Origin of the sequence: Mycobacterium sp. E1747 (assembly GCF_001667775.1) — a bacterium.
Classification (GTDB): domain Bacteria; phylum Actinomycetota; class Actinomycetes; order Mycobacteriales; family Mycobacteriaceae; genus Mycobacterium.
Genome location: NZ_LZJI01000232.1, coordinates 55,766 through 72,657 on the forward strand (window position 1 = coordinate 55,766; position 16,892 = coordinate 72,657).

The window sequence follows — 16,892 nt, forward strand, 5'->3', positions numbered from 1 at the left end:
TAACGATCCAGTAAGGAGCTTGCGTGTTCGCCTGGTGGGGTCGAACTGTGTACCGCTATCGGTACATCGTGATCGGGGTCACGGTAGCTCTGTGCCTGCTGGGTGGGGTTTTCGGGATGAGCCTGGGCAAGCATGTCACACAGAGCGGCTTCTACGACGAAGGCAGCCAATCCGTGAAGGCCTCGGTGCTGGGCGACCAGACCTACGGCCGTGACCGCACCAGCCACATCGTCGCCACCTTCACCGCCCCGGACGGCAAGACCGTGGACGACGCGGCGTGGCGGGACAAGACCGTCGCCCAGCTCAACAAGTTCAAGACCGACCACGCCGACCAGGTCGTCGGCTGGGCCGGCTGGCTGGCCGCGCCCGACAGCACCAACCCGTTGATCAAGGGGATGGTCAGCGAGGACCGGAAGCACACCTTCGTGTCCATCCCGCTCAAGGGCGACGACGACGACAGCATCCTGAACAACTACAAGGCCATCGCGCCCGACCTGCAGAGCCTCGACGGCGGCACGGTGCAACTGGCTGGCCTCGAACCCATTGCTAACGCCCTGACCGGCACTATCGCCACCGACCAGCGCCGCATGGAGGTCCTTGCGGTCCCGATGGTGGCGGTGGTCCTGTTCCTGGTGTTCGGCGGTGCGGTCGCCGCGGGCCTACCGGCGATCGTGGGTGGGCTCAGCATCGCGGGCTCGCTGGGAATTCTGCGACTGGTCGCCGTCTTCGGGCCGGTGCACTATTTCGCCCAGCCGGTGGTGTCGCTGATCGGCCTGGGCATCGCGATCGACTACGGGCTCTTCGTGGTGAGCAGGTTCCGGGAGGAGATCGCCGAGGGCTACGACACCGAGACCGCCGTGCGCCGCACCGTGATGACGGCCGGGCGCACCGTGACGTTCTCGGCGGTCCTGATCATCGCGTCGAGCGCCAGCCTGCTGGTGCTGCCGCAGGGCTTCGTGCACTCGCTCACCTACGCGATCTTCGCCGCGGTGGGGCTCGCGGCGCTGCTGTCGATCACGTTCCTGCCGGCCTGCCTGGGTATCCTCGGGCGCCACGTCGACGCGCTGGGCGTGCGGACCGCGTTCCGGGTGCCGTTCCTGCGGAACTGGAAGTGGTCGCGGGCCTACCTCAACTGGCTGGCCGACCGGCTACAGAAGACCAAGACCCGCGAAGAGGTCGAGGCCGGCTTCTGGGGCAAGCTGGTCAACTGGGTGATGAAGCGGCCGCTGGCGTTCGCCATCCCGATCGCCGTCGGCATGATTTTGCTGGTCATTCCGCTGAGCAACCTGTCGTTCGGCGGTATGAGCGAGAAGTACCTGCCGCCAACCAACCCCGTGCGCCAGGCGCAGGAGCACTTCGACAAGCTCTTCGCCGGCTACCGCACCGAGCAACTTACCGTCGTCATCCAGAGCACCAACCACAGCAAGGTCACCGACCAGCAGGTCGCCGACATCCGCAACCGGATCGCCGGGGTCAACGGGTTCACCGATAAGACCTGGGAGGAGCGACCCTGCCCCACGATCGCGGGCAACCCCTGCGTCGCCGGCCCGAACGGGACGACGGTGCCCAAGGACGGTTCGGTGCGGGTGATCCAGAACGGACTGGTCAATAAGAACGACGCCGCCAAGAAGATCAGCGAGCTGCGGGCAATAAATCCGCCGAAGGGCCTCAACCTCTATGTCGGCGGCACCCCCGCCTTGGAGCAGGACAGCATCCACAGCCTGTTCGAGAAGGCTCCGCTGATGCTGGTGCTGCTGCTGGGCGCCACGCTGCTGCTGATGTTCCTGGCGTTCGGGTCGGTGGTGTTGCCGGTCAAGGCGGTGCTGATGAGCGCGCTGACGCTGGGGTCGACGATGGGCATCCTGACGTGGATCTTCGTCGACGGCCACCTGTCGGGCGTGCTCAACTTCACGCCCACCCCGCTGATGGTGGTGGTGATCGCGCTGGTGATCGCGGTGGGCTTCGGCCTGGCCACCGACTACGAGGTGTTCCTGGTGTCTCGCATGGTCGAGGCGCGCGAACGCGGCATGTCGACCGCCGAGGCCATCCGCATCGGCACGGCGACGACCGGGCGCCTGATCACCGCCGCCGCCCTGGTGCTGGCCGTGGTGGCCAGCTCGTTCGTGTTCTCCGACCTGGTGCTGATGAAGTACCTGGCGTTCGGGCTGATGGCGGCGCTGCTGCTGGACGCCACCGTGGTCCGGATGTTCCTGGTGCCGTCGGTGATGAAACTGCTCGGGGACGACTGCTGGTGGGCCCCGCGCTGGGCCAGGCGGCTGCAGAACAAGATCGGGCTCGGCGAGATCGACCTGCCCGACGAGCGCAAGCGGCCGACCCTCAACGGGCGGCCCGCGCGGCCGCCCGTGGCGGCCAGCCTGGTCGCGGCCGGGCCGCGCAAGCCGCACGACCCCACCCACCCTGCGGCCCTCGAGCCGTCGCGGGCGACGCGGCCGGGTCCGGCCGAACCCGCGGCGCCCCCGGCCGACGCCGGGCGCGTGCAGGCCCGGCCGGGTCAGCCGACGGAGGCTCAGACGACGCGGCTGTCCGTGCCGAACTCGGGCCCGGCCCACGAGCATCCCGTCAATCCCGCGCCCCCGGCGCCGCCACGACCCGCGGCGCCACCGCCCCCACCGTCCAGCGGCCAAACGCGCGCGATTCCGGTGCCCGGCAAGCGTTCTGACGACACCGCCGACGATGCGGCCGAACCCACCACCGCCTTTCCGCGGCCCGAGGGCAACGACTCCGACGCGGCCACCGAAAAGATGAATACCCGGGGTGACAACGGCGACGCGCGCCAGCGCCGACGTTCCGGCGGCGGACTGTCCGCGCAGGATCTGCTGCGCCGCGAGGGCCGGCTGTAGGCCTCAGTCCGACGCGGTCGCCGGCTTGTCCGGCTCCGCCTGCACGATCGCGCCGCCCCCGTCCGCCTCCTCGGTCTGTCTCTCGGATTCGGCGGTCGGATCCTTGGCCAGCAGTACCTGCATCGCGTTGTTGAGGAACGCCACCGTCGGCACGGCCAGCAGCGCGCCGACGATGCCGCCTAGCACGCCGCCGGTCGAGATGGCGAGTACCACCCCGAGCGGGTGGATCGAGACCGCGCGGCCCATCACCAGCGGCTGCAGCACGTGGGCCTCGAGCTGGTTCACCGCGATCAGCAGACCCAACGTGATGAGCGCGTAGACGATGCCTTTGGCCAGCAGGGCGACCACGACGGCCACCAAGCCCGAGATCAGGGCACCGACGAGCGGGATGAAAGCACCCAGGAAGACCAGGGAGGCCAGCGGCAGCGCCAGCGGGATGCCCATGATCGCCAGGCCGGTGCCGACCCCGGCGGCGTCGGTGAGCGCCACCAGGAAGGTGGCCCGCACGTAACCGGTCAGCGACCCGTAGCCGGCCCGGCCCGCCTCGCCCACCCGGTCTCGGACGTCGGCCGGGAAGATCTTGGACACGTAGGCCCAGATGTTGCGGCCGCCGTAGAGGAAGAAGATCAGCGTGAACAACACCAGCACCGCCGCGGTGACGAGTTCGGTGATGGTGGCCGCGGTGGACAGGGCGCCGCTCTCCAGCTTGGCCTGATTGTTGCGCAGCGCCTCGATTGCGGCGTTGCCCGCGTTGTCGATCTGTTCGCTGCGCAGGTGCGCCGGCCCGTGGATCAGCCAACGCCGGGTCGACTCGATGCTGCGGGTGACCTGTTCGGTCAGGCCCGGCAGACCGTCGATGAACTGGAGGACGACGAACGCCAGGATGCCGCCCAGGATGGAGAAGCCGCCGAGCAACACCAGGGCGACCGCGCCGCCGCGGGGCAGACCGCGTCGGTCCAGCCAGTCGACGACCGGCAGCAGCAGCGCGCTGAGCAGCAGCGCCACCAGGACCGGGACGACGATCACCTCGAGCTTCTTCACCACCCACAGCAGCGCCATCAGCGCGACGAGGATGACCAGCAAACGCCAGGCCCAGGCTGCGGTCTTGCGGACGAGGGGTTCGACCGAAGCGTCGTCGGTGTTTGCCGGCATGGGGTGAGCCTATCCGGCGCGGGGCGTCGCCAAACGTCCGCGCGGCGGGCTCGCGCGGCCGCGCCGGCACGATCCGGTTACGACCCCGACACGGTCGGCGTCGCGCGGCGATGCCCGCGCCACCTGCACCGTTACCCTAAATCACGTGCCGCACGACGCACCGGCCCGCAATCTCGACTTCCCGCGCGAAGAGGCCCCGCGCGGGAAGTACTGGTGGGTGCGCTGGCTGATCCTCGGGATCGTCGCGATCGTGCTTGCCGTGGAGGTCGCGCTGGGCTGGCATCACCTCGCCAAAGCCTGGATGAGCCTGTACGAGGCGAACTGGTGGTGGTTGCTGGCATCCGTGGTGGCGGCGGCCGCGTCGATGCACAGCTTCGCGCAGATCCAGCGGACGCTGCTGCGTTCGGCCGGGGTGCACGTCAAGCAGTTGCGGTCGGAGGCCGCCGTCTACGCCGCCAACTCGTTGAGCACCACGCTGCCCGGCGGACCGGTGTTGTCAGCGACATTTTTGCTTCGGCAGCAACGGATTTGGGGCGCATCGACGGTGGTGGCCTCGTGGCAGCTGGTGATGGCGGGCGTCCTGCAGGCCGTGGGGCTGGCGTTGCTCGGGCTGGGCGGGGCGTTCTTCCTGGGCGCGAAGAACAACCCGTTCTCGTTGCTGTTCACCCTCGGCGGCTTCGTAACGTTGTTGCTTCTCGCCCAGGCGGTCGCGTCGAGACCGGAGCTGATCGAGGGCATCGGCTGCCGGGTGTTGTCGTGGGTCAACTCCGTTCGCGGCCGTCCCGCCGACACCGGCCTGGCCAAGTGGCGCGAGACGCTGATGCAGCTGGAATCGGTGAGCCTGGGCCGGCGTGACATGGGGGTGGCGTTCGGCTGGTCGATGTTCAACTGGGTGGCCGACGTGGCCTGCCTCGGGTTCGCGGCTTACGCCGCAGGCGATCACGCCTCGGTCGCCGGGCTGACGGTTGCCTACGCGGCCGCCCGCGCCGTCGGCACCATCCCGTTGATGCCGGGGGGGCTGCTGGTGGTGGAGGCGGTGCTGGTGCCGGGGCTGGTGTCCAGCGGCATGTCGCTGCCCAACGCCATCTCGGCCATGCTGATCTACCGGCTGATCAGCTGGTTGCTCATCTCCGCCATCGGCTGGGTGGTGTTCTTCTTCGTGTTCCGCACCGAGAACGTCGCCGTCCCGGACGACGAAGAACCCGCGCCGGACACCCGCTCGGCGCTGCCGCAGGCCCAGCCCGCCAACGATCCGACCGAGACCGCGTTGCAGGGCCCGCTGCCGCCCGATCGGAGCCCGGAGGCCGAGAGCTAACCGGCGGTGTTGCCCCGCGGCGGCCCGGACAACGGGTTGGCCGCCGCCGGCGGGACGGGCCCGGTCGCCGCCGGCGGGGACGCCGGGGTGCCCCCCAACGGCGGCGCGCCCGCCGCGGTACCCGGCAGCGCGGGCAGCCCGCCGGCCGCGCCCTGCGCCTGCTGCATCATGCCCATCGCCTGGGTGGGCGAGATCGGCAGCTTGCACTGCAGCGACAGGTTGGTCAACGGCTGGGCGATCGACGTCATGTCGCCGGCCACCTTCGGGTTGGCCTCGAAGTAGGACTTCAGGCCGGACATCGACTGGGGTCCCGCCTGCTGCTGCAGCATGGACGTCATCGTCTGGTTGGTCTCCGGGTGCGCGTCCAGGTAGTCGCCCATCGACTTGGAGACCGAACCGATCGTGCGAGCGACTTCGCTGGCCGAGCACGGGTCGCTGGCGCCCGTCGCCGGGGCCCCCGCCAGGACCGCCAGGGCGGCGCACGGCACGGCGGTGGCGATCAGCCCGGCAACGATCTTGCGGCGCCCCGTCACGGTGCCTCTGCTCATCGAAACTCCTTACGATCTGCGGCGTCACGCGCAGCGCCGACGCTCGCAAACGGCTGCTGTAGAGGGCCTCGTCGATCGCGGAGTTCCCCAGGGCCCCGCCGGCCACCGGAACATCCTGCCATCGCAGGCATCCGCCCTGCCAGGCCGCACGAACCCGTGTGAGCAACATCCCGCCGGTAACCGGTTCACAACGACTTGGCAGCGTCTTGACAACAACCCCGTCGCTGCAGCTCAGGAACCAGAAAGCTGACATCATCCACAGCCCGCTGCGGTATTCTCGCCAGCACGCGTAAGCGAAACACGGGGAGTAAGAGATCCAGCAGTTAATGATGCGCCTCAGCCGCAGCCTGCGTAAGTACCGCTGGTTGGTCTTCACCGGCTGGTTGCTGGCCTTGGTTCCGGCGGTCTATCTGGCGTTGACGCAGTCGGGGAACCTGACCGGCGGCGGTTTCGAGGTGGCCGGTTCGCAGTCGTTGCTCGTCCACGACCAGCTCGAGGAGCTGTACCACGACCAGGGGTCGTCCTCGCTCGCCCTGGTCGCGGCGCCGCGCCCGGATGCCAGCTACACCGACATCAACGACGCCGTCGCGCTGCTCAGGCGCACCGCCGCCGAGGTCCCCGGCGTCTCGGAGGTGCCCAGCCCCACCCAGCGGCCGCCGCAACCCGACCGGCCGTACGTGCTGTCGCTGCGGTTGGATTCCCGCAACACCAGCGACGTCGCCAAGCAGCTGCGCACCAAGGTCGGCGTCAAGGGCGATCAGGCCGGCCAGACCGCGGACGGCCGGGTGCGCCTGTACGTGATCGGGCAGGGCGCGCTGACCGCCGCCGCGGCGCAGAACACCAAGCATGACATCGCCGCCGCCGAGCGCTGGAACCTCCCGGTGATCCTGATCGTCCTGCTCGCCGTCTTCGGTTCGCTTGCCGCCGCGGCGATCCCCCTCGCTCTCGGCGTCTGCACGGTCGTGGTCACCATGGGCCTGGTCTACCTGCTGTCCGCCTACACCACCATGTCGGTGTTCGTGACCTCGACGGTGTCCATGTTCGGCATCGCGCTCGCCGTCGACTATTCGCTGTTCATCCTGATGCGCTTCCGCGAGGAGCTGCGCTCCGGCCGCGAGCCGAAGGAGGCCGTCGACGCGGCGATGGCGACCTCGGGGCTGGCCGTGGTGCTGTCCGGGATGACGGTCGTCGCCTCGCTGACCGGCATCTACGTGATCAACACCCCGGCGTTGAAGTCGATGGCGACGGGGGCGATCCTGGCCGTCGCGGTCGCGATGTTGACGTCGACCACACTCACCCCGGCGGCGCTGGCGACGTTCGGCCGCTCAGCCGCCAAGCGGTCGGCGTTGCTGCACTGGTCGCGCGGATCGGAGGGGGGCCAATCCCGGTTCTGGAACCGCTGGATCGGCTGGGTCATGCGGCGGCCGTGGATGTCGGCGCTGGGGGCGTCGCTGGTCCTGATCGTCATGGCCGCACCGGCGTCCTCGATGGTGCTGGGCAACAGCCTGCTGCGCCAGTTCGACTCGTCGCACGAGATCCGCGCCGGCGTGGGCGCGGCGGCCGAGGCCCTCGGCCCCGGCGCGCTCGGCCCGATTCGCGTGCTGATCACCTTCCCCGACGGCGGGGCCGCCTCACCCGAGCACGGCCAGACCATCGCCGCGATCCGGCAGCGGATGACGCAGGCGCCCAACATCGTTTCCGTCGCGCCGCCACAGTTCGCCGAGGACAACGGCAGCGCCATGCTGTCCGCGGTGTTGAGGGTCGACCCCGAGGACATGCGCGCCCGCGAGACCGTCGGATGGATGCGCGCGCAGCTGCCCAAAGTGCCCGACAACGGAACCGCACGGGTCGACGTCGGCGGCCCGACCGCGCTGATCAAGGACTTCGACGACCACGTCTCCAAGACCGAGCCGCTGGTGCTGGCAATCGTCGCGCTGATCGCGTTCGTGATGCTGTTGGTCTCGGTCCACTCGGTGTTCCTGGCGCTCAAGGGCGTGCTGATGACCTTGCTGTCGGTCGCGGCCGCCTACGGCAGCCTGGTGATGGTGTTCCAGTGGGGCTGGCTGAAGGATCTGGGGTTCGCGCAGATCAGCTCGATCGACAGCACCGTCCCCCCGTTGGTGCTCGCGATGACCTTCGGGTTGTCGATGGACTACGAGATCTTCCTGCTGACCCGCATCCGGGAACGGTTCCTGCACTCCGGGAACACCCGTGACGCGGTGGCGTACGGCGTGAGCACTAGCGCCCGCACCATCACCAGCGCGGCCCTGATCATGATCGCGGTCTTCGTCGGCTTCGCGTTCGCCGGCATGCCGCTGGTCGCCGAGATCGGCGTGGCGTGCGCGGTGGCGATCGCGGTGGACGCCACCGTGGTGCGGCTGGTGCTGGTACCGGCGCTGATGGCGATATTCGCCCAGTGGAACTGGTGGCTACCCCCGTGGCTGTCCCGGATCCTGCCGTCGGTCGACTTCGACCGGCCGTTGCCCGCGGTCGACCTGGCCGACGTCGTGATCATCCCCGACGACATCTCGGCGCTGACGGCGCCCAATGCCGACCTGCGGATGGTGCTGAAGTCGGCGGCCAAGCTCAAGCACCTGGCGCCGGACGCCATCTGCGTGACCGATCCGCTGGCCTTCACCGGTTGCGGGCGCAGCAGCAAGGGAAGGCAGGGCGCCCTGCTGCAGGGGCCCGAACAGGATCGCGGCCGGGACCCCGGTCAGATACCCCACCAGGTCAACATCGATGACGAGAAGGTGGTGGTCGGGGCGGGCGCCCCCGACCACAAGGCCGGCAACGGTCACACCAACGGCGCCTCGGGGACCAAGAAGCTGGTGGGCGGGCTGGCGTCGCGCAACGGCATCGCCAAGGCGATCGTCGGGGCCGACCGGCCCGTCCACCCGGTGACGTTGTGGCGGGGGCGGCTCTCGGTCGCTATCGATGCGCTGGAGAGCGAGACCGACACCGACCGGCCCGTCTACGAGCGCCGCAGCCCGGTGGAAACCACCCACGTGCAGCTGCCCACCGGCGACCGGCTGCTGGTGCCGACCGGCGCCGAGACGCTGCGCCTCAAGGGCTACCTCATCATGTGCCGTAACAGCCGCCGCGATTACGCCGACTTTGCGGATATGGTGGAAACGTTGGAGCCCGAGACCGCCGCCGTGGTGCTGGCCGGCATGGACAGGTACTACTGTTGTCAGTCGCCCAGGCGGCAATGGATCGCCTCCCAGTTGGTCCGTCGACTCGCAGATCCGGATCCCTGTGATCTCAACGACGAGCAGGGGTCGGAGTCTGACGCCCGCTCGGACTGGGAGGAGATCAGGCAGCGCTGCCTCTCGGTGGCCGTAGCGATGCTGGAGGAGGCGAGGTGACGTTGGCACCTGACCGACGCGCGCCCCACCGGCCGGCGACCGAGCACCCCGAGGGGGACGGCGCGCCCGCCCCCGACACCGACCAGCCGGTGGAATTCTGGCCCACCTCCGCCATCCGTGCGGCGCTACAGGGCGGCGACATAGCGACCTGGAAGCGGATCGCCGCGGCGTTGAAGCGCGACCCGTACGGACGCACCGCCCGCCAGGTCGAAGAGGTGCTCGGAGGCACCCGGCCCTACGGCGTCTCCAAGGCGCTGTGGGAGGTGCTGGAACGCGCCCGCACGCACCTGGAAGCCAACGAACGGGCCGAGGTGGCTCGCCACGTGGGGCTGCTCATCGACCGATCCGGCCTGGCGCAACAGGAATTCGCCTCCCGCATCGGGGTGACCGCCGCGGAGCTCGCCGCCTACCTGGACGGCAGCACCAGCCCGTCGGCCGCGCTGATGATCCGGATGCGCCGGCTCTCAGACCGCTTCGTCAAGGTGAAGTCGACCCGCTCGGCCGAATCCAACTGATCACCTGATCGGCAGCACGTCCGACACCAGCCAGGCGTCGCCGTGCTTGGTCAGCGCCACCCGCAGTGCGGGCGCCGACTGGCTCGGCGGTTGGCCCGGCGCGTTCTGAGTGACCCGCAGGATCACCGCCACGCTGGCCGCCGACGGCCCCAGCGCCTCGACCCCGGCCGCCAGCGTGGCGGCCTGCGCGGTGACGTTGTGCTGGGCCAGTTCGGCGCTGGACTTCGTGTACTGCTCTTTGAATGCGGCGGCGTGCTCGGGGACGATCAGCACCGTGGCCCGGTCGATGGAGCTGTCCGGGGCGCCCGGGGTGAACGACGCCATCGCCTCCGCCATCCCGGTGGCGACCCGAACCACGTCGCGGGAGTCGTCCTTGAAGACGCGGTCCGACCGGGTCCAGTGCGTGTATCCGGTGACCACCGCGGCCACCAGCGCAGCCGTGCACAGGAAGACGACGGCCAACCGCAGTCCCGGCGCGTCGTCGTCGGTGCCGACGCTGACCGAATCGCGCCGCAGCAGCCAGAAATTGACCGTGACGCCCTCGACGATCAGCAGCACGAGCACCGAGCATGCCGAGACCCACCACAGCGGCCAGCCGAGGACCAGCCCGATCGCGAGCAACGCCGCGATCGCGGCCAGCGGGGCCACGATGTCGAACGCGAGCAGACGCCACAGGTTTCTCATCGGATCGATTCCAGGCCGGAGATCATCAGCTTGCCGTCCACGTCGACCACGTCGAGGCGCAGATTCCAGTGCACCGTCTGCGGTTTGGCGCCGGCGTTCTCGCTGACCGACGTCGCGACCAGCATCACCGCGTCCAACCGGCTGGCGAACGGCGGCAGCTTGGTGGTGACCACCGGGCGCGACGTACCGGGCTGGGTGTCCAGGTCGCGGTGCACGGTCTCGACGGCCACCGCGTCGATCCGCCCGGCGCTCTTGGACTGCAGCTTCTCCACCACCTGCCGGTAGGGCTGCATGGCCGCGTCGAAGTCGGTGTTCAGTTCACCGACCGTGCCGTCGTGCAGCCGTTGCAGGCTCGCATCGACGTTCCCGCTGTTCATGTTGATCAGCACCCCGGTCCACTCGGCGGCGGTTTGCATCACGCGGGACAGGTAGCGGCGTTCGGCGGTGTCGTCGCGGTGCCCCGACCACAGGAAGAACCCGAACACGATCGCTGCCACCGAGAGCACCCCGAGGACGGCCGACGCGATGCCGTACGGGGAGAACATCGGGCCGCCGGCGGCATCGTCGTCACGGGCTTCCTCGGCGTCGACGTCCTCCGCCTCGGCGTTTTCTGAGTTGGGTGGCTCGGGTCGCTGGCCGTCGGACATGGCCCGATCGTCGCACCCGGCAAAGATGGAAGGATGGCGGGGTGACTGTAGAGGCCATTCGCTCCGGCATCGACCTGAGCCACGTCGACACTGATACCCGCCCCCAAGACGACCTGTTCGGGCACGTCAACGGCCGATGGCTGGCCGAGTACGACATACCGGCGGACCGGGCGACCGACGGCGCGTTCCGTCACCTGTTCGACCGCGCCGAGGAGCAGGTGCGCGACCTGATCGTCGAAGCCAGCCAGACCGGCGCCGCCCCCGGCACCGACGAACAGCGCATCGGCGACCTCTACGCCAGCTTCCTCGACGAGGCGGCTATCGATCGGCGCGGCCTGCAACCCCTGCTCGACGAGCTGGCCACCATCGACGACGCGGCCGACGCGGACGCGTTGGCGGCGGCGGTGGGCGCGCTGCAGCGCACCGGGGTGGGCGGCGGCGTCGCGATGTACATCGACACCGACGCCAAGAACTCGGCGCGATACCTGGTGCACGTCACCCAGTCCGGCATTGGGTTGCCCGACGAGTCGTATTTCCGCGACGAGCAGCACGCCGAGGTGCTCGCGGCCTACCCCGGGCACATCGCCCGGATGTTCGCCCTGGTGTATGGCGGGTCCGCGGAGACGCACGCCGAGACGGCCGCCCGCATCGTGGCGCTGGAAGCCAAACTGGCGGCCGCGCACTGGGACGTGGTCAAGCGACGCGACGCCGAACTCTCCTACAACCTGCGTACGTTCGCGGACCTGCAAGCCGAGGGCAAGGGTTTCGACTGGGCCGGCTGGGCGACCGCGTTGGGCGGCTCACCGGAAGCCTTCGCCGAAGTCATTGTGCGGCAGCCTGATTACCTCACCGCGTTCGCCGGCATGTGGGCAAGCGGTGACCTGGAGGACTGGAAGCGTTGGGCGCGTTGGCGGTTGATCCGGGCGCGGGCGTCCTGGCTGACCGACGAGCTGGTCGCGGCGGACTTCGACTTCTATGGCCGCCTGCTCACCGGCGCCGAGCAGATTCGGGAACGCTGGAAGCGGGCCGTCTCGCTGGTGGAGAACCTGATGGGCGATGCCGTCGGAAAGCTCTATGTGCAGCGGTATTTCCCGCCCGGGGCCAAGGCGCGCATCGACACGCTGGTGGACAACCTGAAGGCGGCCTACCGGCTGTCGATCAACGAGCTGGACTGGATGACTCCGCAGACCCGGGAGCGGGCGCTGGCCAAGCTGGACAAGTTCGTCGCCAAGGTCGGCTATCCGGCGAAGTGGCGCGACTACTCGGCGCTGGTGATCCACCGCGACGACCTGTACGGCAACTTTCAGCGCGGCTATGCGGTCAACCACGACCGCGAGCTGGCCAAGCTGGGCGGTCCGGTCGACAAAGACGAGTGGTTCATGACTCCGCAGACGGTCAACGCCTACTACAACCCGGGGATGAACGAAATCGTCTTTCCCGCGGCCATTTTGCAGCCGCCGTTCTTCGATCCCGACGCCGACGACGCCGCCAACTACGGCGGGATCGGCGCGGTGATCGGGCACGAGATCGGCCACGGCTTCGACGACCAGGGCGCCAAGTACGACGGCGACGGCAACCTGGTGGACTGGTGGACCGACGCCGACCGCGCCGAATTCGGCGCGCGGACCAAAGCCCTGATCGAGCAGTATGAGGCGTACACGCCACGCGGGCTGGACGCCGGCCAGCACGTCAACGGTGCCTTCACGGTCGGGGAGAACATCGGCGACCTGGGCGGGTTGTCGATCGCTCTGCTGGCCTACCAGCTGTCGCTGCAGGGCCGGCCCGCGCCCGTCATCGACGGTCTCACCGGCGTGCAGCGTGTGTTCTATGGCTGGGCCCAGGTCTGGCGCACCAAATCCCGCCCGGCCGAAGCGATCCGGCGGCTGGCCACCGACCCGCACTCACCGCCGGAGTTCCGCTGCAACGGCGTCATCCGCAACATGGACGCCTTCTACGAGGCGTTCGGGGTCGCCGAAGACGACGCGCTGTTCCTGGAGCCGCAGCGGCGGGTCAGGATCTGGAACTGACGGGCACGCTTACCGGCTCGATCCGGGCCGGCACGTGCTTGTGCCACGGCGTGCCGGCGTAGGGATCGCGCCATTCCGTCGAGGTGAGCGCGTTCGGGGCGACGCCTGGTATCACGGTCTGCCCGTCGGCGTCGACGTAGTCGAGGCCGAAACCGTTGGGCAGGGCCGCATGCCCGGCCAGCATGGTCTCGGTGATCTCGACGGTGGCCTCGGCGCTGCCGGCCGCGGTGCTGATGCGGGCGCGGCACCCGTCGGTGAGTCCGAGCGTTTGGGCGTCCTCGACGCTGACGCGCAGCGCCCCCTCGGCGTCGCGTTTGCGCCAGGACGGGTCACGGAAGATGTCGTTGGCGGTGTAGGCGCGGCGCTCGCCCACCGACAGCACGATCGGGAACTCCGGTGTGGTGAGCCGCGGCGGCGCCTCGGTCAGCGCCGCCAAATCCGTTAGCATCTCCGGGATTTCCAGCGCGATCCGATGATCCGCGTGGCTGATCAGCGCGAAGTCTTCCTCGTAGTTGTGGACGGTGAACGTCACCCCGGACGGGCTGTCGAGAATCGCGTCGAACAGCGCGTTGCCGTCCGCGTGGCCCGCGCGGCGCACCGCGTCGGGATAGGTCAGCGCGGCCTTTTGGGCGAGCCCCCACAGGGCGGCCGCGCCGCGCAGGCCGTCGGGCAGCGTGGGTCCGAGCGTCTCGTACAGCACATAGGGCAGCAGCTTGGCGACCGTCGGGTTCGCGGTCGCGGTCAGGAACGCCTCGGTGTAGGCCTGCCGGCCGCGCTGGGCGGCCTCGGCCAGCGGTTGCAGGTCCGCGTCGTCCACCACCCCCAGCGCGCGCACCAGACGAGCCCAGATCTCGGGTTCGGGCAGCGTTCCGGGCAGCGGCTCGAGCAGCGGCCGGCGCAGCTGAAAAGCGTTGTTCGGGAACTCCAGGTTGAAGAAGGTGGCTTCGGGCTTCTCGAACTGGGAGGCCGCGGGCAGCACGTAGTGTGCGAGTCGGGCGGTCTCGGTCATCGCGACGTCGATGACGACCATCAGTTCCAGCGCTTGGAAGGCTTCGCGGCAGGCCGCCGAGTTGGCCAGCGAGTGCGCGGGGTTGCTGCTTTCCACGATCATGGCCCGGAACCGGTCGGGGTGGTCGGTCAGGATCTCCTCGGGGACGACGTTGCTGGGCACCAACCCGGCGATGATCGGGGCGCCGGTCACCGGGGTGCGGCCGGAGAATTGGCCGAACAGCGGCCCGAACGCCGAATGCAGGTGCTGGCCACCCTTTTTCGCGAAGTTGCCGGTCAATATCCACAGCAGCTTGTTCAGGTAGGAGCAGAGCGTGCTGTTGGGCGCCTGCTGCACGCCGAGGTCCTCGAACACCGAGACGCTGGCCGCCGCGCCGATGCGGCGGGCCGCCGCGCGCAACAGCTCCTCGTCGACCCCGCACCGTTGCGCGTAGCCGGCCACGGAGACTTCGCGCAGCGCGGCGCGGACGGCGTCGGCGCCACGGACATGCTCGGCCAGAAACGCTTCATCGCAAAGGTTTTCCTGGACCAGGACGGCGGCCAGCGCGGCCAGGCACCAAGCGTCGGTGCCGGGCCGCACCCGAAGGTGGAAGTCGGACATCTTGGCGGTGTCGGTGACGACGGGATCGATGACGATCATCGACCGGGCCGGGTCCTTGGCGATTTCGTTGAGCACCACGCGGGCGCGGGGAAAGCTCTGCGACATCCACGGGTTCTTCCCGACGAAGACGGACACTTCGGCGTGTTCGAATTCGCCGCGGGTGTGGCCGCCGTACAGCTGTCCGTCGATCCACGCCTCGCCGGTCTTCTCCTGCGCCAACGCGTTTGACCGGTAGCGCGAGCCGAGGGCCTTGAGGAAGGCGCCGCTGTACGCCCCGCCGAGGTGGTTGCCCTGCCCGCCGCCACCGTAGTAGAAGATCTTGTCCCCGCCGTAGGCGTCGCGAATGTGCTTGAAACCGTCGGCGATCTCGACAATCGCGGTGTCCCAGTCGATCGCCTCGAAGCTGCCGTCCGCGCGGCGGCGCAGCGGCGACGTCAGGCGGGCGCCGCTGTTCTGGTAGTGATCCAGGCGCAGGGCCTTGTTGCAGGTGTAGCCCTGCGACGCCGGGTGTGCCTTGTCGCCCCGGATGCGGGCCAGCCGGCGATCCTCGACTTGGACGACGATGCCGCAGTTGCATTCGCAGAGGATGCAGGCCGTGGACTTCCATTCACCGGTCATCGCGGGACGTCCTTTCTGGTCGCCTCGGCCAGCAGCAGGTCGCGTAGCTGGCGGTGCACGACGTCGAGGGGGGCCAGGTCGCGGCGCACCCGGGCCAGCACGATCGCGCCCTCGAGCGCGGTGGTGGCCAGTATCGACAGGTCGGCGGCCCGCGGGGGCGGTATCCCGTCGGCGATGAAGCGCTGCGCGATCAGGTCGGTCCAGCGTTCGAACACCGACGCCGCGCGCTCGACGACCGGCGCCATGCGCTCGCCGTCTTCCTCGCCGGCTTCCACCGAGACCGCGACCACGGGGCAGCCCGCGCGGTAGTCGCTGTCGAGCAGCTGGCAGCGGTACTTGTCGATCAGGGTGTCGATCAGCTGGGCGCCGCTGTCTGCCGCGGCGATGATCGCGGCGACGTGCTCGCCGGCGTAGTCGACCGCCTCGCAGAGCAGTTGCGTGCGCCCGCCGGGGAAGTAGTGATACGCCGAGCCCCGCGGCGCACCGCTGTGCTCGAGCACATCCGAGATCGCGGTGGCGTGGGCGCCGCGCTCCCTGATCAGCAGCGCGGCGGAGATCACCATCCGCTCGCGTGGACTGCGCATCGCCGCTCCTCGGATCACTAGTTATATATGATGCTATACATAATCGGCTGGCCCGCGAAAGCCCTTCGCTCGCTTCGCGCGCAGACACAAAATCGCCCGATTCCGGATCGGAAGGGGCGATTTTGTGTCTGGGCTGGGGACTAATTCATCCAGTCGGCGGAGCCGTCGTTCTTTTTGTACGAGCCGCCGCTGGAGTTCTTCACGACGATCGGGTCACCCGGACCGAAGTTGTCGAAGAACCACTTGGCGTTGGCGGGGCTGATGTTGATGCAGCCGTGGCTGACGTCGCGCTTGCCCTGGTCGTCCACCGACCACGGGGCGCTATGCACGTAGTCGCCGACGTTGTCGAAGCGGACCGCGTCCTCCACCGTCACCTTGTAGCCGTAGGTCGAGTTGACCGGAACCCCGTAGGTGGAGGAATCCATCACCACGGACGCCTTCTTGTCCTGCACGTAATAGGTGCCGTTGGGCGTCTGGTGGTTGCCCGACGTCATGCCCATTGACATCGGGAAGGTCTTCTCCACGGTGCCGTTGCGGGTGATGGTCAGCTGATGGGTGGCGTCGTCGGCCGTGGCGATCAGGGTGTCGCCGGTCTGAAAGTTGGTCACGGTGCCGCCGGCGTCGACGGTCACGGCGGTGTGCGCGGGCCAGAAATTGATCGGGCGCCAGCGCAGCTGGGTCGGGGTCATCCAGTAGAACTTGCCCGGCACCGGCGGGACCGACGAGACGTGGACGGCGCTGATCGCCGCGTCGGCGTTCTCGACCGTTCCGGGGAAGTTGATGATGATGGGCTGCCCCACGCCCACGGTCGAGCCGCCCTTGGGCACGAACGACGGCGGCCCGAACGGCGCCGTGCCGGTGAACGGGGTGGGATTCTGCCCGTCGGCCGAGGCCGCCGCGGGCTGTGCGGCGCCGCCGCGCCGAGGTGTTCGGTGCGGCCGCGGCGGGCTCCGGATCTGCAGGT

General features: G+C 69.2%; 12 protein-coding genes. 5 read left to right on the forward strand and 7 right to left on the reverse strand.

Going from position 1 to position 16,892, the window contains the following annotated elements; all coding sequences use genetic code 11:
* Positions 1 to 23 precede the first annotated feature (23 nt).
* On the forward strand, positions 24 to 2,861 hold the full coding sequence (locus A5695_RS25100; RefSeq protein WP_068088935.1) for an MMPL family transporter: 2,838 nt from the start codon (positions 24 to 26) through the stop codon (positions 2,859 to 2,861).
* Between the two features lie 3 nt (positions 2,862 to 2,864).
* Here A5695_RS25100 and A5695_RS25105 read toward each other — a convergent pair whose 3' ends face one another.
* Positions 2,865 to 4,013, reverse strand: coding sequence for an AI-2E family transporter (locus A5695_RS25105; RefSeq protein ID WP_068088938.1), 1,149 nt, complete (start codon positions 4,011 to 4,013; stop codon positions 2,865 to 2,867).
* A 145-nt stretch (positions 4,014 to 4,158) separates the two neighbouring features.
* On the opposite strand from A5695_RS25105, the gene A5695_RS25110 reads away from it, so the two are divergent.
* Positions 4,159 to 5,328, forward strand: a complete 1,170-nt coding sequence (locus A5695_RS25110; protein ID WP_068088943.1) for a TIGR00374 family protein — start codon at positions 4,159 to 4,161, stop codon at positions 5,326 to 5,328.
* On the opposite strand, the gene A5695_RS25115 is transcribed toward A5695_RS25110, so the two are convergent.
* A complete protein-coding gene (locus tag A5695_RS25115) occupies positions 5,325 to 5,876 on the reverse strand; it encodes a hemophore (RefSeq protein WP_068088946.1) in 552 nt (183 codons plus the stop codon). The genes A5695_RS25110 and A5695_RS25115 overlap by 4 nt on opposite strands.
* Positions 5,877 to 6,202: 326 nt before the next feature.
* Between A5695_RS25115 and A5695_RS25120 the strand changes: the two genes are divergently transcribed.
* Positions 6,203 to 9,244, forward strand: a complete 3,042-nt coding sequence (locus tag A5695_RS25120) for an efflux RND transporter permease subunit (RefSeq protein ID WP_068088949.1) — start codon at positions 6,203 to 6,205, stop codon at positions 9,242 to 9,244.
* Complete coding sequence (locus A5695_RS25125) at positions 9,241 to 9,759, forward strand: helix-turn-helix transcriptional regulator (protein WP_068088952.1); 519 nt, start codon at positions 9,241 to 9,243, stop codon at positions 9,757 to 9,759. The genes A5695_RS25120 and A5695_RS25125 overlap by 4 nt, the downstream gene beginning before the upstream one ends.
* On the opposite strand, the gene A5695_RS25130 is transcribed toward A5695_RS25125, so the two are convergent.
* The gene (locus tag A5695_RS25130) at positions 9,760 to 10,443 is read right to left on the reverse strand and encodes a hypothetical protein (protein ID WP_068088955.1); all 684 of its coding nucleotides are present in this window, start codon (positions 10,441 to 10,443) and stop codon (positions 9,760 to 9,762) included.
* On the reverse strand, positions 10,440 to 11,090 hold the full coding sequence (locus A5695_RS25135) for a hypothetical protein (protein WP_068088959.1): 651 nt from the start codon (positions 11,088 to 11,090) through the stop codon (positions 10,440 to 10,442). Before A5695_RS25135 ends, A5695_RS25130 begins: the two co-directional genes overlap by 4 nt.
* 41 nt (positions 11,091 to 11,131) lie before the next feature.
* On the opposite strand from A5695_RS25135, the gene A5695_RS25140 reads away from it, so the two are divergent.
* A complete protein-coding gene (locus A5695_RS25140) occupies positions 11,132 to 13,117 on the forward strand; it encodes a M13 family metallopeptidase (RefSeq protein WP_068088962.1) in 1,986 nt (661 codons plus the stop codon).
* Here the strand turns inward: A5695_RS25140 and A5695_RS25145 are convergent.
* From A5695_RS25145 to A5695_RS25155, 3 genes are all read right to left on the reverse strand, one after another.
* Positions 13,101 to 15,344 (reverse strand): molybdopterin-dependent oxidoreductase, encoded by a 2,244-nt coding sequence (locus tag A5695_RS25145; RefSeq protein WP_068088963.1) that lies wholly within the window; start codon positions 15,342 to 15,344, stop codon positions 13,101 to 13,103. The two genes, A5695_RS25140 and A5695_RS25145, sit on opposite strands and share 17 nt — an antisense overlap.
* A complete protein-coding gene (locus A5695_RS25150) occupies positions 15,341 to 15,928 on the reverse strand; it encodes a TetR/AcrR family transcriptional regulator (RefSeq protein WP_068088964.1) in 588 nt (195 codons plus the stop codon). The genes A5695_RS25145 and A5695_RS25150 overlap by 4 nt, the downstream gene beginning before the upstream one ends.
* A gap of 140 nt (positions 15,929 to 16,068) precedes the next feature.
* A complete protein-coding gene (locus tag A5695_RS25155) occupies positions 16,069 to 16,884 on the reverse strand; it encodes a L,D-transpeptidase (RefSeq protein WP_082946292.1) in 816 nt (271 codons plus the stop codon).
* Positions 16,885 to 16,892 lie beyond the last annotated feature (8 nt).